This window comes from Leisingera sp. JC1 (genome assembly GCF_001679925.1).
Taxonomy (GTDB): Bacteria; Pseudomonadota; Alphaproteobacteria; order Rhodobacterales; family Rhodobacteraceae; genus Leisingera.
In genome coordinates this window covers 1-22,802 of sequence record NZ_LYUZ01000103.1, presented here as the reverse complement: position 1 = coordinate 22,802, position 22,802 = coordinate 1, and the positions used below count along the sequence as shown (strand labels likewise).

Genomic DNA, 22,802 nt, shown 5'->3' with positions numbered 1-22,802 from the left:
TACACCCCCTGTGCACCCCCTGTGCACCGCCGCAGCGCAGAATTCCGAGGAGAGCCTCTAATGCCCGAACAACTCGTCTTTGCGATGGAAGTGACGCTCAATGGCCTGATGGCGGGCGTTCTCTATGCGCTGGTCGCGCTGGGGTTTGTCCTGATCTACAAGGCTTCCGGCATCTTCAACTATGCCCAGGGCGTTCTGGCGCTGTTTGCGGCGATGACGCTGGTGGGGATCATGCAGGGTCAGGTGCCGTTTTCGCATCTGATCAACGCGGTCTTTGGCGGCCACATCACCCACTTCGGATGGAATGTTCCGGGCGCCGTGGCAATTGCCCTGACGGTTGCGGTGATGGTGCTGCTGGCGTGGCTGGTGCAGGTGCTGGTGATGAAACACTTGGTGGGGCAGGAGCCGATCATCCTGTTCATGGCCACGATCGGTTTGGCCTATTTCCTGGAAGGCGTCGCCGACCTGATGTGGGGCTCCGAGATCAAGACGCTGGACGTCGGTCTGCCGCAGGGCATCAACCTGTGGATCGACGAGACCACCTTCAACATCTTCGGCTACGGCTTCTTTATCGACAATCTGGATATCGTGGCGACGGTGATTGCGGCGCTCTTGGTGGCGGGTCTGGTGGCCTTCAGCCAGTACACCAAGCAGGGCCGGGCCATGCGCGCGGTGGCGGATGACCACCAGGCGGCGCTGTCTGTCGGTATCTCGCTGAACTTCATCTGGGTTCTGGTGTGGTCGGTCGCAGGTTTCGTGGCGCTGGTCGCGGGCATTGTCTGGGGCACCAAGTCCGGCGTGCAGTTCTCACTGTCGCTGATCGCGCTGAAGGCGCTGCCGGTGCTGATGCTGGGCGGCTTCACCTCGATCCCCGGCGCCATTGTCGGCGGGCTGATCATCGGCGTGGGTGAAAAGCTGTTCGAATTCGCGGTCGGCCCGCTGGTAGGCGGTGCGACGGAGAACTGGTTTGCCTATGTGCTGGCGCTGCTGTTCCTGGTGTTCCGTCCGCAGGGCCTGTTCGGGGAGAAGATCATTGAGCGGGTCTGAGGCTCATATGATCTGCTCCCGGCACGCTCAGCCCTCGAGCCGACGGAAGGCGGCGACAACGATGGCGGCGCAGACCGTGGCGACCAGGGTGAAGGCAATGGTGATGTTGCCGATCAGCTGCCCGGCCACAAAGGTCAGCAGCGCGGCCACTAAGAGCCCGATCAGCACCGTCCCCCAGGGGCCGGGCCCGGTATTGGCAGCCTGCCGCCGCGGCGCTTCGAACTCAAAGGGCGGCAGCACAGTTGCGTCTTCCACCGTTTCCAGCAGCCGGCCCTTGGCCTTAGCAAATTCGGCCTCGGATATGTCGCCCTTCTTCCGCGCGGCCTCCAGCCGCCGGATTTCCTCGAAAATCACGGTCATTGGTTCCACTCACTCTACCCGCCAACAGGGTTCCACAAAGAAGTGGGCAAAATGTGTCCAAGCCCGGAAATCTGACAAAGTGGTTAACGCCGGGGGTGCGGCATGACCAAGCTGATCGCCGTCATCAACGTCATTGCCTGGGCCGGGTTCTGGGCCTTTGGCTACCTGGCGCTGTCGGCGGAAAGCTACAGCGAGACCCAGGTGGTGACTGCGGCGCTCTTGGCCTCGGCCGGGCTGATCACCGGCATCATCGCCTATTTGCGGCTGGTGCGCGGCAGTGAACGCAGCGGCTATGCCAAACCTTCGAACCGGATGACGCGCGAACAGCGCGACGCGGCGCAGGCCCAGTGGGGGCAGATCGAATGAGCGCCGCCGCAACCAGCAACAGTATCCGCGCAGGCAAGAGTGCCAACGCGCAACAGAAAGGGAGCATCTGAGACATGTTCTACCGTGAAGCCGGGGATTTCAAAGTCTCCTATGCCGATGACAGCCAGACGTTTCCGATCAAGTTCGACCGCTACCGCTATTACGTGGTGCTGGCGGTTGCGTTCGGCCTCATCCCCTTCCTGATCAACGATTACTGGGCCAATGCAATCCTGCTGCCGTTCCTGATCTATTCGATCGCGGCCATCGGGCTGAACATCCTGGTCGGTTACTGCGGGCAGGTCAGCCTTGGCACCGGCGGGTTCATGGCTGTGGGGGCCTATGCCTGCTATAAGCTGATGACCGCCTTCCCGGAGGTCAGCATGTTCATTCATGTGATCCTGGCGGGCGGCATTACCGCGTTTGTCTGTGTGCTGTTCGGCCTGCCGAGCTTGCGCATCAAAGGTTTCTACCTGGCGGTGGCAACGCTGGCGGCGCAGTTCTTCCTTGTGTGGCTGTTCAACCGGGTGCCGTGGTTCTACAACTACTCGGCCTCCGGCCAGATCAACGCGCCGGAGCGTGATACCTTCGGCATCATCATCACCGGCCCCAATGCGCCGGCCTGGGCCACCTATCTGTTCTGCCTGATCTTTCTGACTGTTTGCGCGCTGGTTGCCCGCAACCTGACCCGCGGCACCGTGGGCCGGACCTGGATGGCGATCCGCGACATGGATATCGCTGCCGAGATCATTGGGGTGAACCCGCTGAAGGCGAAACTGACAGCCTTTGCGGTCTCCGGTTTCTTCATCGGCATCTCCGGCGCGCTGTTCTTTGCGGTGTACCTGGGAGCGGTTGAGGTCGGCGAAGCCTTTGGCATCCAGAAGTCATTCCTGGTGCTGTTCATGGTGATCCTGGGCGGGCTGGGGTCGATCTTCGGCTCCTTTGCCGGAGCCGCCTTCCTGGTGCTGCTGCCGGTGATCCTGAAAGTGGTGGGCGTTGACCTGCTGAACTGGCCCACCGACATCGTGGCGCATTTCCAGCTGGTGATCGTGGGGGCGCTGATCATCGTCTTCCTGATCGCGGAACCGCACGGCATGGCGCAGCTGTGGCGCGTCGCCAAGGAGAAACTGAGACTGTGGCCCTTCCCGCACTGATGGGGGCGGCCTTGAGAGCTGGCGGGGAGAAAAGCAAGACCACCCCCGTTTTTGGAAACCATCGGATAAGACCAAAGGGAGGATTTAAGCCGATGAAAAAGACACTGACCACACTGGCGCTGGGCGCCGCGATGGCGGCCGGTCCGGCAATGGCGGACCTGGTGTTCCCTGACCTCAGCTACCGGACCGGGCCTTATGCGGCGGGCGGCATCCCGTTCTCGGACGGCTACAATGACTATTTCACCCTGCTGAATGAGCGCGACGGCGGCATCGGCGGCGTCAAGGCCAAGGTGATCGAATGCGAGACCGGCTATAACACCGAGAAGGGTGTGGAATGCTACGAGTCCACCAAGGGCCAGGGCGCGCTGATCTATCAGCCGCTGTCCACCGGCATCACCTATCAGCTGATCCCCAAAGTGACCGCGGACAACATCCCGCTGCACACCATGGGTTACGGCCGCACCTCGGCTGCCAACGGCGAAGTGTTCAGCCATGTGTTCAATTACCCGGCCAACTACTGGAACGGCGCCTCGGGCGTGGTGAACTACCTGCTGGAATCCAATGGCGGCGACATCAGCGGCAAGAAGATTGCGCTGGTCTATCACAACTCTGCCTATGGCAAGGAGCCGATCCGCACCCTGGAGGAGCTGTCCAAGAAGCACGGCTTTGAGCTGGTGGCCCTGCCGGTGGATCACCCGGGCCAGGAGCAGAAATCTCAGTGGCTGCAGATCCGCCGCGACCGTCCCGATTATGTCGTGATGTGGGGCTGGGGCGTGATGAACCAGGTGGCGATCCAGGAAGCTGCCAACATCCGCTTCCCGATGGAAAACTTCATCGGTGTGTGGTGGTCCGGTGCCGAGCATGACGTGATGCCGGCAGGCGACAAGGCCGACGGCTACAAGGCGGTGACCTTCCACAACGTGGGCCGCGATTTCCCGGTGTTTGACGATATCCAGAAATATGTCGTGGATGCTGGCAAGGCCGCAGGTGCCGGCGATCAGGTTGGCAACGTGCTCTATAACCGCGGCATGTACGCGGCGATGCTGGCCGCCGAAGCCGCCAAGACCGCGCAGGAAATCCACGGCACCGCGGACATCACCCCGGCGATGATGCGCGACGGAATGGAAGCGCTGGTGATCGACGAGGCGAAAATGGCTGCGCTGGGGATGCCGAACTTCGGCCCGAGCTTCAACGTCTCCTGCGAAAACCACGGTGGCCCCGGCCTGGTGGGCGTGACCCAGTGGGATGCGGAGAGCAAGACCTGGTCGCTGATTTCGGACTTCAAACCGTCCGATACCGAAGTGATCGGCAAGCTGGTCGAAGAAGACTCGGCTGCCTACGCCTCTGAAAACAACATCGAGCCCGGCTGTAAATAAGGGCTCCTTCCGGCCCTGCCTTGGCGGGGCCGGGGACAACCCGCGCGGCGGGGAGCCGCCGCGCTGCGCAAACAGGGTCCCGGACAAGAACCGGGACAGGTATGAGGACACGCTTTGATGCTGGATGCAGCGAACACCGACGCCGCCACTGCCGATGTGCAGGCCGAGACCCTGCTGGAGGTCAACAATATCGAGGTGATCTACAATCACGTGATCCTCGTTCTGAAAGGCGTGAGCCTGAATGTGCCCAAGGGCGGCATCACCGCGCTGCTGGGCGGCAACGGGGCCGGCAAGACCACGACGCTGAAGGCAATCTCAAACCTGCTGCATTCGGAACGCGGCGAGGTCACCAAGGGCTCGATCAAATACCGCGGTGCGCATGTGCATGAGCAGGACCCGGCGGAGCTGGTGAAGAAGGGCGTCATCCAGGTGATGGAAGGCCGCCACTGCTTTGAGCACCTGACGGTGGAGGAAAACCTGCTGACCGGCGCCTATACCCGCCGCGACAGCGGTGCCGACATCCAGAAAGACCTGGAAATGGTCTATCACTACTTCCCGCGCCTGAAGGAGCGCCGCAAATCGCAGGCAGGCTATACCTCGGGCGGCGAGCAGCAGATGGTGGCGATGGGCCGCGCGCTGATGTCGCGGCCGGAGACGATCCTGCTGGACGAACCCTCGATGGGGCTGGCGCCGCAGCTGGTGGAGCAGATTTTCGAGATCGTGAAGTCGATCAACGAACAGGAAGGCGTGACCTTCCTGCTGGCGGAGCAGAACACCAATGTCGCCCTGCGCTATGCGCACTACGGATACATCCTGGAATCCGGCCGGGTGGTGATGGACGGGCCTGCAGCAGAGCTGCGGGAGAACCCGGACGTCAAGGAATTCTACCTCGGCATGTCGGACGAAGGGCGCAAGAGCTTCCGCGACGTGCGGTCCTACCGCCGCCGCAAGAGGTGGCTGAGCTGATGCGGGGAGATGATGTGATGAGCTTTTTTGACACGTTAGAGACCCGCAGCGATGACGAACGCGCAGCCGGCCTTGCCCAGGCGCTGCCGGAGCAGATTGCCCGCGCAAAGTCCGCGCCGGGATATGCCGGGATGCTGGACGGGGTGGACCCCGCAGCCGTGACCTCGGTGGAGGTGCTGGCCGCGCTGCCGGTGCTGCGCAAATCCGAACTGAGCCGCGCCCAGGCGGCAAATCCGCCCTTTGGCGGCTTCACCGTCAAGCCTGCGACCGGCTTTGCCCATATCTTCCAAAGCCCCGGCCCGATCTACGAGCCGGGCGGGGTGGACGGCGACTGGTGGCGGATGGGGCGGTTCCTGCATGCGGCAGGCATCGGCCAGGGTGATGTGGTGCAGAACTGCTTTGGCTATCACCTGACGCCTGCCGGCATGATCTTTGAAAACGGGGCGCGGGCTGTCGGTGCCGCGGTGCTGCCTGCCGGCACCGGCCAGACCGAGCTGCAGGTGACGGCGGCGCATGACGTGGGCGCTACCGCCTATGCCGGGACGCCGGACTACCTGAAGGTGATCCTGGACAAGGCGGACGCGATGGGCGTGGAGCTGATGTTCTCCAAGGCCGCAGTGGGGGGCGGCGCGCTGTTTCCCAGCTTGCGCCAGGAGTACCTGGACCGCGGGATTTCCTGCTTGCAGTGCTATGCCACCGCCGATCTGGGCAATATCGCCTATGAAAGCCCGGCGATGGAGGGGATGATTGTCGACGAGCATGTGATCGTCGAGATCGTTACCCCCGGCACCGGCAATCCGGTGGCACCGGGTGAGGTGGGCGAGGTTGTTGTGACCACGCTCAATCCCGATTACCCGCTGATCCGCTTTGCCACCGGCGATTTGTCGGCAGTGATGCCGGGGGTCTCGCCCTGTGGCCGCACCAACATGCGGATCAAGGGGTGGATGGGCCGGGCCGATCAGACGACCAAGATCAAGGGAATGTTTGTGCGCCCGGAGCAGGTTGCGGCGCTGGTTGAAAAGCATGACGAGATCGTCAAGGCGCGTGTCATTGCCAGCCGCGATGGCGAGATGGACGCGATGACCGTGCAGATCGAAGCCAAGGGCGGGGATGAGACAGCTTTTGCCCGGTCGGTTGCCGAGGTGCTGAAGCTCAAGGGCAAGGTCGAAGTGGTGGCGCCGGATGCGCTGCCCAAGGACGGGCTGGTGATCGAGGATCAGCGGACCTACGACTGAACCGTCTGTATTGCAGGCAAGCACGGGCGCCGGATGCGGGCGCCCGTTTTCTGTTTTGAGGGACTAAAGAGCGGGGCCGCGCTTTCCGGCTGGAATTTCTGACTGGAATAGTCGAAATAGAGTGCCGAGAGACTTACGCCGGACCCAAGACCGCCGCAAATGACCGCTGCCAATGATCCCATAGAATACGCGCCACACGGGCGCCGCCGCGGCGGCAGGACCGGCGGAGGTGTCTTTGCCGTGCTGGCTTGGGCCGTGGCGCTGTCCTGCCTGCTGCCAATGGTGGCAGTGGCATTGGCGGCGGCGTTCGGCGGCACGGAGACGATCAGCCACTTGGCCGGGACCGTGCTGCCGGGCTATTCGCTGACCACTCTGGTGCTGGTGGCGCTGGTGGCGCTAGGCACCTTTGCAATCGGCACAGGCGCCGCCTGGCTGGTGACGATGACCCGGTTCCCCGGTGCCCGGCTGCTGGAAGTCGCGCTGGTGCTGCCGCTGGCCTTTCCGGCCTATGTGCTGGCCTATGCCTATACCCATATCTTGGACCATCCCGGCATCGTGCAGTCCACCCTGCGTGAGGTCACGGGCTGGGGCCCGCGGGATTACTGGTTCCCGGAGATCCGTTCCACTGGCGGGGCGGCGGCGATGCTGGTGCTGGTGCTGTATCCCTATGTCTATTTGCTGGCGCGGGCGGCCTTCATGCAGCAGAGCGCCGGTGCCTTTCTGGCTGCGCGGGCGCTTGGCAAGAATTCCTGGCAGGCGTTCTGGCTGATCAGCCTGCCGATGGCGCGGCCGGCCATTGCCTCGGGCGTGCTTCTGGCAGTGATGGAGACCATCGCGGATTTTGGCACGGTCAGTTATTTCGGTGTGCAGACCTTTGCCACCGGGATTTACACCAGCTGGTTCTCGCTGGGCGACCGCGGCGGCGCGGCGCAGTTGGCGCTGTGCCTTTTGGGCTTTGCACTGACGCTTGCGGTGGTGGAGCGGGCCACGCGGGGGCGGGCGAAATACCACCACGCGGGCAAGCACCACAACCAAATGGCGCCGGCCGAACTGGGCGGCATCAAGGCGGCGGTGGCCGTGTTCTTTTGTGCGGTTCCGGTGGTGCTGGGGTTTCTGCTGCCGGTAGCGGTGCTGTTTACGATGAGCTTTGACTCCGAGCAGAACCTGTTCAGCCGCCGTTACATCGATTTCACAACCAATTCGATCACCCTGGCCACGGCGGCAGCAGTGCTGACCGTAACGGCGGCGGTATGCCTGGGCTTTTACCAGCGGTTGCGGCCCGGCCGGGTGTCTGCTGCTGCGGCCTATTTTGCACGGCTGGGCTATGCGGTGCCGGGTGGGGTGATCGCGGTGGGGCTGATCGTGCCTTTCGCAGCCTTTGACAATGCGCTGGATGCCTGGATGCGGGAGAGTTTCGGGATCCGCACCGGACTGCTGGTCACCGGCTCGATTTGGCTTTTGGTGGCCGCCTATGGCGTGCGGTTCATGGCGGCGGCTCTTGGCGCCTATGAGGGTGGTCAGGCGACGATGCATTCCAACATGGATGCAGCGGCCCGGTCGCTGGGGCAGGGGCCGATGGGAATGCTGCGGCGGGTGCATCTGCCGATCTTGACACCCAGCCTGCTGACGGCGCTGCTGATTGTTTTTGTGGATGTGATGAAGGAACTGCCCGCAACCCTGATCATGCGGCCCTTCAATTTCGACACGCTGGCGGTGCAGGCGCACAGGCTGGCGGCGGATGAGCGGCTGGAGGGCGCCGCTGTGCCGTCGCTGGTGATCATGGCGGTGGGGCTGCTGCCGGTGATCCTGATCTGCCGCCAGGTGGGTCGGCGGCGGTAGGCGCAAGAATTTTGGAAAATTCTTGCCAGGAAAATTCGAATTTTCCTGGTGCGGTTCGGGCCAACGGGGCGGCTTATGCCGCCCACCAGGCCTCGATCTCTTCGCGGGAAATCCGGTCTGCGGGGCCGAGGCCGACCAGCAGTGTTTCTTCTGCCTCGCAGCGTTTGGCCTCCACATGGCGGCCGACCACATGCAGCTCATAGGCGCCGCCAGTGGTCAGCACAAAACCTTTCATCCGGTAGAGGCCCGTGGGGCGTTCTGCCAGCTTGTCCCCCAGCGCGCGGCGGTCCAGCACGGCGCCGCTGCGGTGCTGCCAGGTGGTGTAGGCGGGGTGCGCCGCAACCGCGCGCCCCTTGGGCAGCGGCACCACGTCAAAGAGAAGTTCTGCCACGGGCGAGCCGTTCAGCACTGTAGGGGTTCGGGCGCCTGCCTTGGCCAGAAGCGCTGAGAGGTCTGCGTTCAGTTCGCCGCATTTGGTCGCGATCACCAGGTCTGCGGCACGGATCTGCTGCTCTGCCTGCGGAGCCACCAGCGGGTCGTTCAATAGGGTTGCGGCGTTTTCCGCATCCACCAGGGAGACGATGCCGCCATAGCTGAGGCCGCTTTCATTCAGGACGGAATTGGCGATGGCGACCGGGTCGGAGATGCCGCTGGCCTCGATCACCAGATGATCCGGGCGGTCCTGACGAGCCATAACTTCGCGCAGCGCCAGGGAAAGGTCGTCCCCCATCGTGCAGCAGACGCAGCCGTTGGTCAGGGCTATCTTGCCGCCGTCCGTGCCCTGGATCAGCGCGTCATCAATGTTGACTGCGCCAAAGTCGTTGACGATCACCGCCAGTTTCAGCCCGTGATCCTCTGCCAGGAGGCGGTTAATCAGCGTCGTTTTGCCCGCGCCCAGATAGCCGCTGATGATTGTGACCGGCAGCCTGTTCATGCGCTCTGGCCCTTCAGGGCGAAACGTCCGTTCAACCGCATGATTCCTCCCAAAATGACATTTTTCAATGCGCGGGAAGCTATAGGCGCGATGCGGCGCCAGGTCTAGCGAAAGCTGATTGCCGGATGAACCGCCGGAGCAGCGGTGCTTTGGGGGCACGTTACTGCCAAAAAATGGCGCGGAGTGTTCCGCGCCATTGTTCATCGGTTTGACCTGAAGGGGCTTACTTCCAGCCGACGTCGTTGAAGATCTTCTGCGCCTCTGGCAGGTTCTTGGCGACCTCGGACAGGTTCACGTCATCCGGCTTGAAGTGGCCAAGTGCCGCGATCGACGGGGCCAGGCCGACGCCGGACACAGCCGGGTATTCGTCATTGCCGGCCGAGAAATACTGCTGGGCGGAATCGCTGGAGAGGTACTCCAGGAACTTGATCGCGTTCTCCTTGTTCGGAGCGTGCACGGCGACGCCGCCGCCCGACAGGTTCATATGCGCGCCTTCGGTGTTCTGAGAGGGGAACAGCCAGCCGATCTGATCGCGGTTCTCCGACACGCCCTTGACCTCCTTGCGGATCGAGCGGGCAAAGTAATAGCTGTTGGCAACGGCGATACCGCATTCGCCGGAGACCAGGCCGCGAATCTGGTCGGTGTCGCCGCCTTGCGGATCGCGGGCCATGTTGGCAACCACGCCTTCAGCCCATTCACGCGCCTTTTCAGCACCGTGGTGGGTCACGATCGAGGCCAGCAGGGTCTGATTGTAGGTGTTCTTGGACGAGCGGATGCAAACCTGGCCCTTGTAGGCGGGATCTGCCAGATCCAGATATGTCTGCGGCGGGTTGGCCACACCGTCCTTGTCGAAGAAGATGATGCGCGCACGCTGGCTGAAGCCGAACCACTGGTTGTCCTCATCCTGCAGGTAGGCCGGAACCCGGGCCTCCAGCACGTCGCTGTCGATGCTTTGCAGGACACCGGCCTCCTTGGCGCGGGTCAGGCGCGAGGTGTCGACGGTGATCAGGATATCTGCTGGGGAGTTTTCACCCTCGGCATTCATCCGGGCGATCAGCTCGTCGGCGTTGCCCTCGATGCGGTTGATGGTGATGCCGGTGGCCTCTTCGAAGTCCGAATACAGCTGCTCGTCGGTGTCATAGTGGCGCGAGGAGTAGATGTTCAGCTCGCCTTCGGCTGCAGCGGAGGTGGCAACGGCGGCGCTCAGCGCGCCGGCCAGTACGGTTGTGGCTTTCAGCATTGGATGTCCCGTTCTTGGTTAGATCAGTTTTCCGACTGAAAGAGTCGATTAAAGCATCTGACGGGAGATGCAATGAATTTCCGACTGAAACAGTCAGAAAGTCGCAATCAGCTGTTGCCTTGCCAGGCCCTGAACGCGCTCTGTCGTTACAGCGCTTGTCCGGACTGCCCCCCCCAAACGCAAAAAAACCGCATCGGATGATGCGGTTTTCTGCATGTCGCTGTGGCGGACCTTAGCCCTGGCGCGCTTTGAACTTGCGCTGGGTCTTGTTGATCACGTACACGCGGCCTTTACGGCGCACAACCCGGCAATCGCGGTGCCGGTTCTTCAGCGAACGGAGCGAGTTCTTGACCTTCATGGTCTCTCTCCTTGTCTGCGGCGCGAACCAGCGCCTGGGTTAGCGGGTGCTTGGGCCGGAGCCGAAGCAGTGAATTGAATGGTGGGCGATACAAGGATCGAACTTGTGACCCCTTCGATGTCAACGAAGTGCTCTACCGCTGAGCTAATCGCCCACTCTGGCCTGCGCTGCTTTCCTGCCCCTTAGAAGTGAAAGGGGCGCGGGGTGCCGCGCCGGTGAGGGGGTCTATAAATAGAGTCGCCGGGGTGCGCAAGAGCTTTTGACCGCAGAAATTTCCGCGATATGCTGTTTCTTGCACAAGAAGCACCGGAGCAAGGATGCCTGATACAGCGTTTTCCGTGATTTCCCCGCAGAAACTGGCTTCGGCGGTGGTTTTTGCCTCTCCGCACAGCGGCGCGGAGTATTCCGATTCCTTTCTGGCACAATCGATTCTGGGGCGGAGGGAGATCCGAAGTTCGGAAGATGCCTTTGTCGATCAGCTGTTCCGGGCGGCGCCGGAGTTCGGGGCGCCGCTGCTGAAGGCGCTGAAGCCGCGCGCCTATCTGGACCTGAACCGTTCGCCGGATGAATTGGACCCGGCGGTGATTGAAGGGGTGCAGAAGCGCGGCCAGAACCCGCGGGTGGCCTCCGGCCTGGGGGTGATTCCGCGGGTGGTCGCAAACGGCCGGGCGATCTACAGCGGCAAGCTGCCATTGGCGGAGGCAGAGCGGCGGATCCGGACATGCTGGCATCCCTACCATCAGGCACTGAAAGGGCTGCTGGATCAGGCGCACGCGCAATTCGGGCAGGCGATTCTGGTGGATTGCCACTCGATGCCGCATGAAGCCGTCGACGCGATGGTCCCGCGCGGTGCGGGCAAACCCGAGATCGTGCTGGGCGACCGCTTCGGGGCGGCTGCGGATGGCAGCGTTGTGGACCGGATCGAGGCGGCTTTTGCCGCCGCCGGGCTGCGGGTGGCACGCAACACGCCTTTTGCCGGAGCCTATATTGCCCAGACCTATGGCCGCCCGTCGCGGCGCCAGCATGCAGTGCAGATCGAGATCGACCGGGCGCTGTACATGGATGAGGCCAACATCCGGCCCAATGCGGACTTTGATGCGCTGCAGACTCTGCTGCGCCAAGTGGTGGCGGAAATCGCAGCCATCGGGCGGGAGGAGCTGCCGCTGGCGGCGGAATAGCCCGCAGCTGCAAGCTCAGCGCAGGGCGCGCCCTTTCAGGATGGCGCTGTCGCCGAATTTCTTTCGGATGGCATCGGTGGCACGTTCGGCCTCTGCCCGCTTGCCTGCATTCGGGTCCAGCAGGTCGCCGGTGTCATCGGCATGCGATTCGGGCACCAGGTCCGATATCCCGCAACCCAGGAGCCGGTAGGGGCCCTCGTCGCCGACCTGATCCAGCAGGCCGCGGGCGGTGCGGTAGATGCGGTCTGCAATCTGGGTCGGGCTGCGCAGGGTGACGCGCCGGGTCAGCGCCGAGTGATTGGCGCGTTTCAGCTTCAGCGTCACCACCCGGCCCGCCAGTTCCCGCGCCTTGGCCCGGTCCGACACTTTCTCTGCCAACCGCCACAGGTGGCCGTCGAGCACCTCCAGACTGGCGGTGTCCTCAAAGAAGGTGGTTTCGTTGGAGATCGACTTTATCGGCTCATGGGCGGAGACCCGGCGCCGGTCCTGGCCGCGGGCCAAATGCCAGAGCCGGTCGCCCATGGAGCCGAAGCGGCTGTGCAGCGCATCGCGGTCCCAGCGCAACAGGTCAGAGAAGGTTCGGATGCCGGCCTTGTCCAGGCTTTCCTGCGCAGCCGGGCCGATGCCCCAGATCAGCCGCACCGGCTTTTCGTGCAGGAAATCATCCGTCTCTGCCTTTCCGATTACCGAAAATCCGCGCGGCTTGTCGAGATCGGAGGCAACCTTGGCCAGGAACTTGTTATGGGAAAGGCCGATGGAGCCGGTCACGCCCAGCTCATCTTTCATGCGTTTGACCAGCCGGGCCAGCATCACTGCGGGCGGCGCGCCATGCAGCTTTTCGGTGCCGGTGAGATCCATGAAGGCCTCATCCAGCGAAAGCGGCTCCACGTCCGGGGTAAGCTCATTCATCATCTTGCGGATTTCGCGGCTGACCTCGACGTAGACATTCATCCGCGGCTTGATCACCACAGCGTCAGGGCAGAGCTTCAGCGCCTGGAACATCGGCATGGCAGACCGCACCCCGCGGATGCGGGCGACGTAGCAGGCGGTGGAAACCACGCCGCGCTTGCCGCCGCCGATGATCACCGGCTTGGTTGCCAGCTCAGGATTGTCTCGTTTCTCGACGCTGGCATAGAAGGCGTCGCAATCCATATGGGCAATGGTGAGCGCGAACAGTTCCGCATGCGCCTTGATCCGCGGGCTGCCGCAATGGGGGCAGCGCCGGGCGGGGGCGATCTGGCTGAGGCAGTCTCGGCAAAGGGCGTGCATTGGTACGGTGGGCTGTGGTCGTGGATGGACAAGTCTAACTTGCGGCGCAGGGCTTGTCTTTAGCGTGCCGGAGGACCAAGTGACAGATCATGACAACAGCAGGCGAAGATTTTGCCGGCGCAAAGCTGGCAGTGTTTCTGGGGCAGGACCTGCTGGTCATCCAGCGCGATGACAAGCCGGATATTCCCTATCCCGGCCATTGGGACCTGCCGGGCGGCGGGCGTGAGGCAGATGAAAGCCCGGTGGCCTGTGCGCTGCGGGAAACGCGGGAAGAAGTCGGGCTGGTCCTGAGGCCGGAGCTGCTGATCTGGTCCCGTGTGTACCAGCGGCCGCACGGGCGGGTCTGGTTCTTTGCCGCGCATCTGCCTGCGGAAACCGTCAGCGCGGTCCGGTTCGGAAACGAGGGGCAGGGCTGGGCGCTGATGGCGCCAGAGGCCTATTGCGCGCACCCGTTGGCAGTGCCCCACTTTGCGGACCGGCTGCGCGAATACCTTGCCGCGCGGCCTGTGTGACAGTGGGCTGAAAAGAAAGATCCCCCGCTGGTATGCGGGGGGAAAGGTGACGGGTCTCAGGAAGAAAAGCCCGTCTGGGGAGTGTCTCAAGTTGAGAATCTCCCACATGGATCAGTTTCGCAAAGTTTGCGGGGCCGTGCGTTGGCTGCGGGTTCTTCAGGTGTGCTTTTTGAGGCACAGGACGATTTGGCGCAGAAATTGCCCCGCTGGCGGGTTTCGTCAGCGAAAAGAGCGGCTTGACGTTACGTCATTGCCAGCCGGCGGGGGAACTGGTCAGAAAATGGTGCACCTGCCGCACATTTTTCTTTCTGCCCAAAAATTGGGCAGTTTGATAAGGGGAGAACTTGCGGCAAGGCAATATAGCCGTCACCGCCGATGCCGGAAACGGCTTGGCGTTTCTACGCTTTTGCGCCTGCCAGCTCTGCCAGAATGGCTTCGGCTGCGGCGCGGGGGCTGTCAGCCTTCCAGATCGGACGGCCCACGACGATGTGATCGGCGCCATCTGCAATGGCACTGGCCGGGGTGGCGACACGTTTCTGGTCGCCCAGGTCAGCACCGGTAGGGCGCACGCCCGGGGTGACGATCAGCTTGCCCTCAGCCTCGGGCAGGGCGCGGATCAGCGCCGCCTCTTGCGGACTCGCGATGACGCCGTCGGCGCCTGCGGCAAAGGCATTGCCGGCGCGTTCCAGTACCAGGTCCTGCACCGCGCCGTCCTTGATCAGCGCGCCGTCCAGATCCTGGCGGTCGAGCGATGTCAGGATGGTGACGGCGAGAATCTTGAGGTCCTTGCCGGCCGCGCCTTCCTTGGCGGCGCGCACGACGTAGGGGTCGCCGTGCACGGTGAGGAAGTCGAGGTCGAACTGCGCCAGGCCGCGCACCGCGTTTTCCACCGTGGCGCCGATGTCGAAGAGTTTCATGTCGAGGAAGATGCGCTTGCCGTGCTCCTGCTTCAGCTCATTGGCCAATGCGAGGCCGCCGCCGGTAAGCATGCCGAGGCCGATCTTGTAGAAGGAGACCGCATCGCCCAGCTGCTCGGCCAGCTTCAGCCCGGCCAGCGCATTGGGGACATCCATGGCAACAATCAGGCGGTCGTCGGCGCGCGGGGCATGGGTCATGGCGGGGTCCTCTGATGGCGGGTTCGGCGTGAAACTGGCGTTTCATACGCAAGGGGCGCCGGTTCGGCAAGGCGCAGCGGGGCGCTCCCGCAACTGAAGCTGCCCCTGCGGGGCAGATTACAGTTTTGGGCATGGCGCCGCGCTGGCGCGCGGCGCGGTTTCGCCTGTTGGTAGACCTGCCGGTGAAAGTTGACGCAGGTCAGGGATTTGCTCACCTTTCTGAGCGAACATGGGTTGAAGCGGCGGGATCGCTTCCCAAATTGAACCTTGAGGCCCGGACCGGGGCGTGCCGCCTAGCGGGCGCTGCCAAAGACAGGGCGCTTGATAAAGGAGAGCAAGATGGACTTGAACAAGTTCACGGAGCGTGCGCGGGGTTTCGTGCAGGCAGCGCAGACCATTGCGATGCGCGAGGGGCACCAGCGGCTGGTGCCGGAGCATATTCTGAAAGCGTTGATGGATGACGACCAGGGGCTGGCAAGCAACCTGATTTCCCGCGCGGGCGGGGTACCTGCGCGTGTCGTGGAGGCCGTTGAAGCGGCTGTCGCCAAGCAGCCCAAAGTGAGCGGCGATGCGGCGCAGATCTATCTGGACGGGCAGACCGCCAAGGTGCTGGATGAGGCTGCAAAGATTGCCGAGAAGGCGGGCGACAGCTTTGTCCCGGTTGAGCGTCTGCTGATGGCGCTGTGCATGGTGAAGTCCAAGGCCAAGGATGCTTTGGAAGCTGGCGCAGTTTCCGCGCAGAAGCTGAATGAAGCGATCAATGATATCCGCAAGGGGCGTACTGCCGACTCGGCAACGGCTGAGGAAGGCTATGACGCGCTGAAGAAATACGCCCGCGACCTGACCGAGGCGGCGCGCGAGGGAAAGATCGATCCGATTATCGGGCGGGATGAGGAAATCCGCCGTTCGATGCAGGTGCTGTCGCGCCGGACCAAGAACAATCCGGTCCTGATCGGTGAGCCGGGCGTGGGTAAGACCGCAATTGCCGAGGGCATGGCGCTGCGCATCATCAACGGCGATGTGCCGGAGAGCTTGCGCGACAAGAAACTGCTATCGCTGGACATGGGCGCGCTGATTGCCGGTGCGAAATACCGCGGTGAATTCGAGGAGCGCCTGAAGGCGGTGCTGACCGAAGTCACCGAGGCGGCGGGCGAGATCATCCTGTTCATCGACGAGATGCACACGCTGGTCGGTGCCGGCAAATCCGACGGTGCGATGGATGCGGCCAACCTGATCAAGCCGGCTTTGGCGCGCGGGGAGCTGCACTGCGTCGGTGCGACCACGCTGGATGAATACCGCAAATACGTGGAGAAGGACGCGGCGCTGGCCCGCCGGTTCCAGCCGGTGATGGTGACGGAGCCGACGGTGGAGGACACCGTGTCGATCCTGCGTGGCATCAAGGAAAAGTATGAGCTGCACCACGGTGTGCGCATTGCCGATGCGGCGCTGGTGGCGGCGGCAACGTTGTCGAACCGCTATATCACCGATCGCTTCCTGCCGGACAAGGCAATCGATCTGATGGATGAGGCCGCTTCCCGCCTGCGGATGCAGGTGGACAGCAAGCCGGAGGAGTTGGATGCGCTCGACCGGCAGATCCTGCAGATGCAGATCGAGGAAGAAGCGCTGAAGCTGGAAGACGATGCGGCCTCCAGGGACCGGTTGGAGAAGCTTCAGAAGGAACTGGCTGAGCTGAAGGAGCAGTCCGCCGAGATGACCGCCCAGTGGCAGTCGGAGCGGGACAAGCTGGCCTCCGCCCGCGACCTGAAGGAACAGCTGGACCGCGCCCGTGCCGAACTGGACATTGCCAAGCGGGAGGGCAACCTCGCCAAGGCGGGGGAGCTGTCCTATGGCGTCATTCCCGGGCTGGAGAAGCAGCTGGCGGATGCCGAAAGACAGGAAGAGCAAGGGCTGATGGTCGAGGAGGCCGTGCGGCCCGAGCAGATCGCCGCCGTTGTCGAGCGCTGGACCGGTATCCCGACCTCTAAGATGCTGGAGGGCGAGCGCGAGAAGCTGTTGCGCATGGAAGATGAGCTGCACCGCCGGGTGATCGGCCAGAACGCGGCTGTAACTGCGGTGGCCAATGCGGTGCGCCGGGCGCGGGCGGGTCTGAATGACGAGAACCGGCCGCTGGGCTCCTTCCTGTTCCTTGGGCCCACCGGCGTCGGCAAGACAGAACTGACCAAGGCGGTTGCAGGCTTCCTGTTCGACGACGAGCACGCAATGGTGCGCATCGACATGTCGGAATTCATGGAGAAGCATTCCGTCGCCCGGCTGATCGGCGCGCCTCCGGGCTATGTCGGCTATGACGAGGGCGGGGTGCTGACCGAGGCCGTGCGCCGCCGCCCCTATCAGGTGGTGCTGTTCGATGAGGTCGAAAAGGCGCATCCGGATGTGTTCAACGTGCTGTTGCAGGTGCTGGATGACGGCGTGCTGACCGACGGTCAGGGCCGCACCGTGGACTTCAAGCAGACGCTGATCGTGCTGACCTCCAACCTTGGCGCGCAGGCGCTGAGCCAGCTGCCGGAGGGCGCCGATGCGTCTGACGCGCGGCGTGACGTGATGGATGCGGTGCGGGCGCACTTCCGGCCTGAGTTCCTGAACCGTCTGGACGAGACGATCATCTTCGACCGTCTGGCACGGGGTGACATGGACGGCATTGTCGAGATTCAGCTGGCGCGTCTGCTGAAACGCCTGGCAGGTCGCAAGATCGCGCTGGAGCTGGACGAGGCCGCCAAGACCTGGCTGGCGGACGAAGGCTATGACCCGGTGTTCGGCGCCCGGCCGTTGAAGCGGGTGATCCAACGCGCGCTGCAGAACCCGCTGGCAGAGGCCCTGCTGGCGGGAGAGATCAAGGACGGCGACACCGTCCCGGTCTCGGCCGGCAGCGACGGGCTGATCATCGGCGACCGGCTGGGGACGTCGGACCGGCCCAAGCCCGATGATGCCGTGGTGCATTGAGAGGTAGAGATTGAGAAAGGCCCGCCAGAGATGGCGGGCCTTTGATTTGCGAAGAGGTGCGTTACAGCTCCAGGCGGCGCGCGCCGGTGTGGGAACGCTCGCCGGCGAGAACCAGGCAATAGCCCTCACTTTCCAGTACCAGCTGACTGAAGGACGACCGGTTCCGGCGCAGTTCCTGCAGATACCCTGCGGTGCTGGACTTGTGGAGCTTCACGAAACGGAAACGCACTTCTGCCGGGGCTGCCGCTGCAGCAAATGATGGAAGCGTGCCAACTGCCGCGGTCGCAGCCGCAGCAATGGTGCTGGCCATGAGATCACGGCGCGAAATGCCGGCGCAGGTTCCTTTCATCAGATTACCAGCCTCTTGAAGTACTGCACCTTTGGAGGTGCAGTCATGAAGGAGACAAGCTGGGCCATGACGCCGTTTTCGGAAATTGCCTGGATGTAGCTGGCATGATGCGCTTTGGAGAGCCACTCTTCGGCAATCAGCAGGCTGCGTGTTTCCTCGTCATAATAGACAGTGACCGACAAGGCGCCATCGAAGCCTCGCACTGCCGGTAAACGTTCTGCCAGGAAGGGTTCCAGCTCACCAAACTTTCCCTTTGCCACTTCCATCTCAAGCGTTACCCAAATGCTCATCGGGGTCTCCTTTTCTCATTGGATGGCCCGTTCTTTGCCTGTGGTCCCCAGCCGCCGCTAACGCGATCCGATCAGGGATATTGCAATCGGATCAGAAACCCTCATTAGTTTGCGGTATGTGGAAAAAAGCTGCTTACCGCGGCCTGCTTAGAACAACCTGTGGAACAGCCGCGTGACCCGCACACAGAACAAGCTGATCGTTATTCCTGAGGCTTTGGCGGCCTTTTCCTTTACCAGGGAAATCCTGTCGAGCAGGCATGGCCGGCTGTTGCATAAGGTTTTGCACGCAGATCTGCGGGACTTGGAGTTTGTCTGCAGCGAAATCTGTATTTGCTACTTGCTGAAAGGGCGTGAGCGCTTTTTTGACACTGGCGGAACCTGCATTGAAATCCAGGCGGGCGAACTTGTCATCATTCCGCCGAATGTCCGGTTGCAGTCCGATTTCCGCAGCCAGGATGGCCCGTTGGAGGCTATGATGATCTTTCTGTCCCCGGCGCTGGTCAGCGATGTGCTGCCGCGATTGGGTGGCGGGCAAGGAGCTGAACAGGCAGGTCTGGCAACCGTTCCAGCGAGTCAAAGCCTGGCAGCCTTCATGAGCGGCATCGTGGAGGTCTATGACAACTTGCAGGTGGATGCGGACCTGGCGCGCCTGAAACTGGTTGAGCTGATCATGCTGCTTGCATTGCTGTATGACCGCAGCAAGCTGGCCAATACGCTTGCAGGCAGTTTGGGCACACAGCACCATCGCTCGGTTGCTCATGTCGCCCGGGCTTACCTGGATCATGATTTACGCACTGCGGATCTGGCGGCGCTGTCCGGGCGCTCGGTTCCGACTTTCAACCGGGAGTTCCGGCGGATCTTCGGCGCGTCCCCCGCAAAATGGCGCAAGCAACGCCGGTTGGATCAGGCAAAGAAGATGCTGGAAAGCACTAACGATGCGATTACCAGTATTGGTCTGACTGCGGGGTACGAAAGCACATCCAATTTCATCAGCGCCTTCAAGAAGGAATACGGGCTGACGCCTGGTCAGTTCCGGGCAGCAGCCTTAGCGGCAGGTCTTTAGGGGCAGGCCCAAGCCGCGCTGAGGGCTGTTTAACCAGCCGCGGCCTCCTTGGCCATCTTGCGTTCATACTTCCGTCGCAGAACTTTAAGCCGCGGCTCCCAGTCATACCGGGGGTCCTCGGTGGTGGCCGACCAGTAAAGCTTACCGCCATAGCGCCAGGGGTCGAGCACAATGCCCTCGTAAATACCGTCGCCCTTGGCGGCGATTACCGCGGTGGAGTGATCGATGCGGAAATCACTTTTCGGCTCGGCAATGGCACGCAGCATGGAAAGCGTGCGAAAGTTCTCCTGATTGAGGCGTGCCTGCATATCCTCTGCATAGTGCACGCAGACACCGCGTTCCTTGACGCCGCTGTTCACCAGTGTGTTGTGGATGATCGGCGACGTGGTCACATCATACTGCTCGGCCAGCTGGGTGGAGTAGCTGTAGGCGATCTCCGCCGCGCGGCGGGCCTCTGCAGGGTCCACCTGCGGATCCATGGACTGCAGCGCCAGCGCCAGCTCTTCAACATTGTTCCTAGTGGCAGAGGGCGCGCTGGCACAGCCTGCCAGAGCCGCGGCGGCCAGCATCATCAGCGGTGCTAAAAGGGATTTCATGGTGATCTGCCCGGTTTGGTTTCCGTTTCCGGCCAGCATAAGGGTTTCGCCGCCGGGGTGAAGCGGGGAAATTGCGGCCGGTTGGCTGCAGGAGAGATACGTTACAGACCTCTCGCGCAGTCGTTACAGGATATGTTTTGGGTTTTGCGCCCGGGGCCGTTACCTGAAAGGTGACATCTATTATCAGGAGACGCAGATGGCGCGCCGCTGGACCAATGATCTGACCCTTGCTGACAGCACCCCGGAGGCGGCGTTCTGGAACCGGCGCCAAATCATGGCAGGCCTGGCGGGATCCGGGCTGGCTGCGGCGCTGGGCAGCCGGGCGCGGGCAGACGAGGGGCTTGAGCCCAACAGCTGGGAAGAGGTGACCAGCTACTGCAACTTCTATGAATTCGGCACCGGCAAGGGCGACCCCTCAGCCTATGCCGGCCGGATGACAACACAGCCCTGGAGCGTCAGGATCGACGGCTTGGTGGACAAGCCGGGGGACTATTCCCTTGAGCAGATCCTAGGGGAAATGACGCTGGAGGAGCGCATCTACCGTTTCCGCTGCGTTGAGGCCTGGTCGATGGTGGTGCCCTGGCTGGGATTTGAGCTGGCCGACCTTTTGAATATGGCGGGTGTGCAGGAGGGGGCCAAATATGTGGCCTTCGAAACCCTCTACCGCCCGTCGGAGATGCCCGGTACCGCCTATAAGGTGCTCGACTGGCCCTACCGTGAAGGCCTGCGCCTGGATGAGGCGATGCACCCGCTGTCGATCATGGCGACTGGCATCTTCGGTAAGCCGCTGCCCAACCAGAACGGCGCGCCGCTGCGGCTGGTGGTGCCTTGGAAATACGGCTTCAAGTCGATCAAGTCGGTGGTGCGGATCACTTTGACTGATGAGGAGCCTCCCACCAGCTGGAACATGGCCAACCCGCGCGAATACGGCTTCTACAGTAATGTGAACCCCGATGTATCGCACCCGCGCTGGAGCCAGGCCAGCGAGCGCCGCCTCGGCGGCGGGCTGTTTGCCAAGCGCCAGCCGACGCTGATGTATAACGGGTACGAGGAAGAGGTCGCGTCTCTGTACGCAGGCATGGACCTGGCTGAATACTTCTAAAAGGGGGGCGTCGACGGATGGGGTCACTGAACCAGCTTCTGCGCCGACTGCCTGTCTGGGCGGTCTACCTGCTTGGGGCGCTGCCAGCGCCCTGGCTTTTTTACCAGGGGCTGACCGGCGGGCTGGGGGTGGAGCCGATCAAGGCGCTGGAGCATGAATACGGGGAACTGGCGCTGCAACTGATGATCCTCACACTGGCAGTCTCGCCGCTGCGCCGCCTGCTTGGGCTGAACCTGATGAAGTTCCGCAGGGCCATCGGGCTCTTGTGCTTCTTCTATGTGACTTGCCACCTGCTGGTCTGGCTGGTGCTGGACGTGCAGCTCTTGGGACAGATCATCGCGGACATTGCCAAACGGCCCTACATCACCATCGGCATGGGGGCTTTCGTCTTGATGCTGCCGCTGGCGCTCAGTTCGAATAACCTGTCGGTGCGGGCGCTGGGCCGGACCTGGACGCGGCTGCACCGGCTGACCTATGCAGCTGCACTGCTGGGGAGCGTTCACTTCGTGATGCTGTCCAAGGGGTTTCAGATCGAGCCGCTTATTTACCTCGGGCTGACCCTTCTTTTTCTGGCCCTGCGCTTGCCAGTGCTTAAGCGGTCCAAAAACCCGACATCACCCGGAACGCCCAGCCGGACTTAGTCCGTAGGATCTGTTCCTGGTGCCCAGGGGGGTGTGCTTATTGGCGGTCATTTTGATTCCGGGCCGGGGCTGGGTTTAGCGATTCCGGTTGTTGAGTCTGTGGATATGTTTGCCTGGTTTGTGGGTAAGTGGGGCGGATTGCTGATTTGAGGGTTCTGGTTTGGGTGGGTTTAGCGATTCCGGTTGTTGAGTCTGTGGATATGTTTGCCTGGTTTGTGGGTAAGTGGGGCGGATTGCTGATTTGAGGGTTCTGGTTTGGGTTTGCGGTGTTTTCGGTTGCTGGAACCGGGTCAGTTCTGCTGACTTTATTGCAGGTTAAGCTGTTGATATTGTTTGGTTTGTGATTTTTCTTTGCGGAAAGTTTGGTTTTTTGCGTTTTTTGGGTTGCGGGTGTTCTGGGGTATCCGTAAAAGCCCCTCACCGGCGGCGCTGAGGCGCAGCTGAGACACACCGGACGGGRCGGCGGCGACGCGGAAACGGACGGGAGACGGACCGGAGAGACGGTTGGACGCTCAGGAGAGACTGGGTCATTTTGGAGATTTTGCAGGCGGGCGCGCTGAGGGATTGGCGCAACGGTCTGGTTTTGGCCTCCGGATGATGCTCTTTGACATTGATGGAATACTGAAGAGATATGCGGGCGGTTTGGTTCATTTCGATGGATCAGCCGATGCATATCGCGCTGCTAGGGCTTTGGTCCGATGATGCAGTGTCAGCTTCACTGTTTGTACGGTTCTTCGGTGCCTTTGGTACTGAAGCACATACAGACAGAGACTTTCATCAGGATTAGCCTCCTGGTGAAGATGTGCAGAGGTTCGAACGTCAAGGATATGCTGGTGACAGCATTTGGTGACAGCATT

General features: G+C 62.3%; 22 protein-coding genes and 1 tRNA gene. 13 read left to right on the top strand and 10 right to left on the bottom strand.

Annotation, left to right across the window (positions count from 1 at the left end):
• Positions 1-60: 60 nt before the first annotated feature.
• The gene (locus A9D60_RS15985; protein WP_065268514.1) at positions 61-1,047 is read left to right on the top strand and encodes a branched-chain amino acid ABC transporter permease; all 987 of its coding nucleotides are present in this window, start codon (positions 61-63) and stop codon (positions 1,045-1,047) included.
• A 27-nt stretch (positions 1,048-1,074) separates the two neighbouring features.
• Here the strand turns inward: A9D60_RS15985 and A9D60_RS15980 are convergent, their stop codons facing one another.
• The gene (locus A9D60_RS15980) at positions 1,075-1,407 is read right to left on the bottom strand and encodes an SHOCT domain-containing protein (RefSeq protein WP_065268513.1); all 333 of its coding nucleotides are present in this window, start codon (positions 1,405-1,407) and stop codon (positions 1,075-1,077) included.
• 102 nt (positions 1,408-1,509) lie between these two features.
• Between A9D60_RS15980 and A9D60_RS15975 the strand changes: the two genes are divergently transcribed.
• The 6 genes from A9D60_RS15975 to A9D60_RS15950 all read left to right on the top strand — a co-directional run bounded on the left by A9D60_RS15975 (position 1,510) and on the right by A9D60_RS15950 (position 8,340).
• Positions 1,510-1,773: a hypothetical protein gene (locus tag A9D60_RS15975; RefSeq protein WP_065268512.1), complete on the top strand. Its 264-nt coding sequence runs from the start codon at positions 1,510-1,512 to the stop codon at positions 1,771-1,773.
• Between the two features lie 74 nt (positions 1,774-1,847).
• On the top strand, positions 1,848-2,924 hold the full coding sequence (locus A9D60_RS15970) for a branched-chain amino acid ABC transporter permease (protein WP_065268511.1): 1,077 nt from the start codon (positions 1,848-1,850) through the stop codon (positions 2,922-2,924).
• Between the two features lie 92 nt (positions 2,925-3,016).
• Entirely contained in the window at positions 3,017-4,300 is a 1,284-nt protein-coding gene (locus A9D60_RS15965) for an ABC transporter substrate-binding protein (protein ID WP_065268510.1), read from the top strand.
• Between the two features lie 117 nt (positions 4,301-4,417).
• Entirely contained in the window at positions 4,418-5,266 is an 849-nt protein-coding gene (locus A9D60_RS15960; RefSeq protein ID WP_065268509.1) for an ABC transporter ATP-binding protein, read from the top strand.
• Positions 5,267-5,283: 17 nt separating this feature from the next.
• A complete protein-coding gene (locus A9D60_RS15955) occupies positions 5,284-6,501 on the top strand; it encodes a phenylacetate--CoA ligase family protein (RefSeq protein ID WP_065268675.1) in 1,218 nt (405 codons plus the stop codon).
• A gap of 159 nt (positions 6,502-6,660) precedes the next feature.
• Complete coding sequence (locus A9D60_RS15950; protein ID WP_065268508.1) at positions 6,661-8,340, top strand: ABC transporter permease; 1,680 nt, start codon at positions 6,661-6,663, stop codon at positions 8,338-8,340.
• A 73-nt stretch (positions 8,341-8,413) separates the two neighbouring features.
• Here the strand turns inward: A9D60_RS15950 and A9D60_RS15945 are convergent, their stop codons facing one another.
• From A9D60_RS15945 to A9D60_RS15930, 4 genes are all read right to left on the bottom strand, one after another.
• On the bottom strand, positions 8,414-9,274 hold the full coding sequence (locus tag A9D60_RS15945) for a CobW family GTP-binding protein (RefSeq protein ID WP_065268507.1): 861 nt from the start codon (positions 9,272-9,274) through the stop codon (positions 8,414-8,416).
• Between the two features lie 223 nt (positions 9,275-9,497).
• Positions 9,498-10,514 carry a Fe(3+) ABC transporter substrate-binding protein gene (locus A9D60_RS15940; RefSeq protein WP_065268506.1) on the bottom strand — a complete coding sequence of 339 codons (1,017 nt, stop codon included), beginning with the start codon at positions 10,512-10,514 and terminating at the stop codon, positions 9,498-9,500.
• 232 nt (positions 10,515-10,746) lie between these two features.
• Positions 10,747-10,872 (bottom strand): type B 50S ribosomal protein L36, encoded by a 126-nt coding sequence (ykgO, locus tag A9D60_RS15935; protein ID WP_005648635.1) that lies wholly within the window; start codon positions 10,870-10,872, stop codon positions 10,747-10,749.
• A gap of 79 nt (positions 10,873-10,951) precedes the next feature.
• Positions 10,952-11,026 (bottom strand) — tRNA-Val (locus tag A9D60_RS15930).
• 163 nt (positions 11,027-11,189) lie between these two features.
• Between A9D60_RS15930 and A9D60_RS15925 the strand changes: the two genes are divergently transcribed.
• On the top strand, positions 11,190-12,050 hold the full coding sequence (locus A9D60_RS15925; protein ID WP_065268505.1) for an N-formylglutamate amidohydrolase: 861 nt from the start codon (positions 11,190-11,192) through the stop codon (positions 12,048-12,050).
• A gap of 15 nt (positions 12,051-12,065) precedes the next feature.
• Here A9D60_RS15925 and A9D60_RS15920 read toward each other — a convergent pair whose 3' ends face one another.
• Positions 12,066-13,319: a DNA polymerase IV gene (locus A9D60_RS15920; protein ID WP_083194232.1), complete on the bottom strand. Its 1,254-nt coding sequence runs from the start codon at positions 13,317-13,319 to the stop codon at positions 12,066-12,068.
• A gap of 89 nt (positions 13,320-13,408) precedes the next feature.
• On the opposite strand from A9D60_RS15920, the gene A9D60_RS15915 reads away from it, so the two are divergent.
• Positions 13,409-13,831, top strand: a complete 423-nt coding sequence (locus tag A9D60_RS15915; RefSeq protein ID WP_065268504.1) for an NUDIX hydrolase — start codon at positions 13,409-13,411, stop codon at positions 13,829-13,831.
• 398 nt (positions 13,832-14,229) lie between these two features.
• Here the strand turns inward: A9D60_RS15915 and pyrF are convergent, their stop codons facing one another.
• Positions 14,230-14,946 carry an orotidine-5'-phosphate decarboxylase gene (gene pyrF / locus A9D60_RS15910; protein WP_065268503.1) on the bottom strand — a complete coding sequence of 239 codons (717 nt, stop codon included), beginning with the start codon at positions 14,944-14,946 and terminating at the stop codon, positions 14,230-14,232.
• A gap of 339 nt (positions 14,947-15,285) precedes the next feature.
• Here pyrF and clpB point away from each other — a divergent pair, with 339 nt between their 5' ends.
• The gene (clpB, locus tag A9D60_RS15905) at positions 15,286-17,904 is read left to right on the top strand and encodes an ATP-dependent chaperone ClpB (RefSeq protein ID WP_065268502.1); all 2,619 of its coding nucleotides are present in this window, start codon (positions 15,286-15,288) and stop codon (positions 17,902-17,904) included.
• 61 nt (positions 17,905-17,965) lie between these two features.
• On the opposite strand, the gene A9D60_RS15900 is transcribed toward clpB, so the two are convergent.
• The gene (locus A9D60_RS15900; RefSeq protein ID WP_217492066.1) at positions 17,966-18,214 is read right to left on the bottom strand and encodes a hypothetical protein; all 249 of its coding nucleotides are present in this window, start codon (positions 18,212-18,214) and stop codon (positions 17,966-17,968) included.
• A gap of 38 nt (positions 18,215-18,252) precedes the next feature.
• Complete coding sequence (locus A9D60_RS15895) at positions 18,253-18,543, bottom strand: antibiotic biosynthesis monooxygenase (protein WP_065268500.1); 291 nt, start codon at positions 18,541-18,543, stop codon at positions 18,253-18,255.
• A gap of 214 nt (positions 18,544-18,757) precedes the next feature.
• On the opposite strand from A9D60_RS15895, the gene A9D60_RS15890 reads away from it, so the two are divergent.
• Positions 18,758-19,606: an AraC family transcriptional regulator gene (locus tag A9D60_RS15890; protein ID WP_141117943.1), complete on the top strand. Its 849-nt coding sequence runs from the start codon at positions 18,758-18,760 to the stop codon at positions 19,604-19,606.
• 29 nt (positions 19,607-19,635) lie between these two features.
• Here A9D60_RS15890 and A9D60_RS15885 read toward each other — a convergent pair whose 3' ends face one another.
• Positions 19,636-20,202: a hypothetical protein gene (locus tag A9D60_RS15885; protein WP_065268673.1), complete on the bottom strand. Its 567-nt coding sequence runs from the start codon at positions 20,200-20,202 to the stop codon at positions 19,636-19,638.
• Between the two features lie 196 nt (positions 20,203-20,398).
• On the opposite strand from A9D60_RS15885, the gene msrP reads away from it, so the two are divergent.
• Positions 20,399-21,304 carry a protein-methionine-sulfoxide reductase catalytic subunit MsrP gene (gene msrP / locus A9D60_RS15880; RefSeq protein ID WP_065268498.1) on the top strand — a complete coding sequence of 302 codons (906 nt, stop codon included), beginning with the start codon at positions 20,399-20,401 and terminating at the stop codon, positions 21,302-21,304.
• A 17-nt stretch (positions 21,305-21,321) separates the two neighbouring features.
• Positions 21,322-21,945, top strand: coding sequence for a protein-methionine-sulfoxide reductase heme-binding subunit MsrQ (gene msrQ, locus A9D60_RS15875; protein WP_065268497.1), 624 nt, complete (start codon positions 21,322-21,324; stop codon positions 21,943-21,945).
• Positions 21,946-22,802 lie beyond the last annotated feature (857 nt).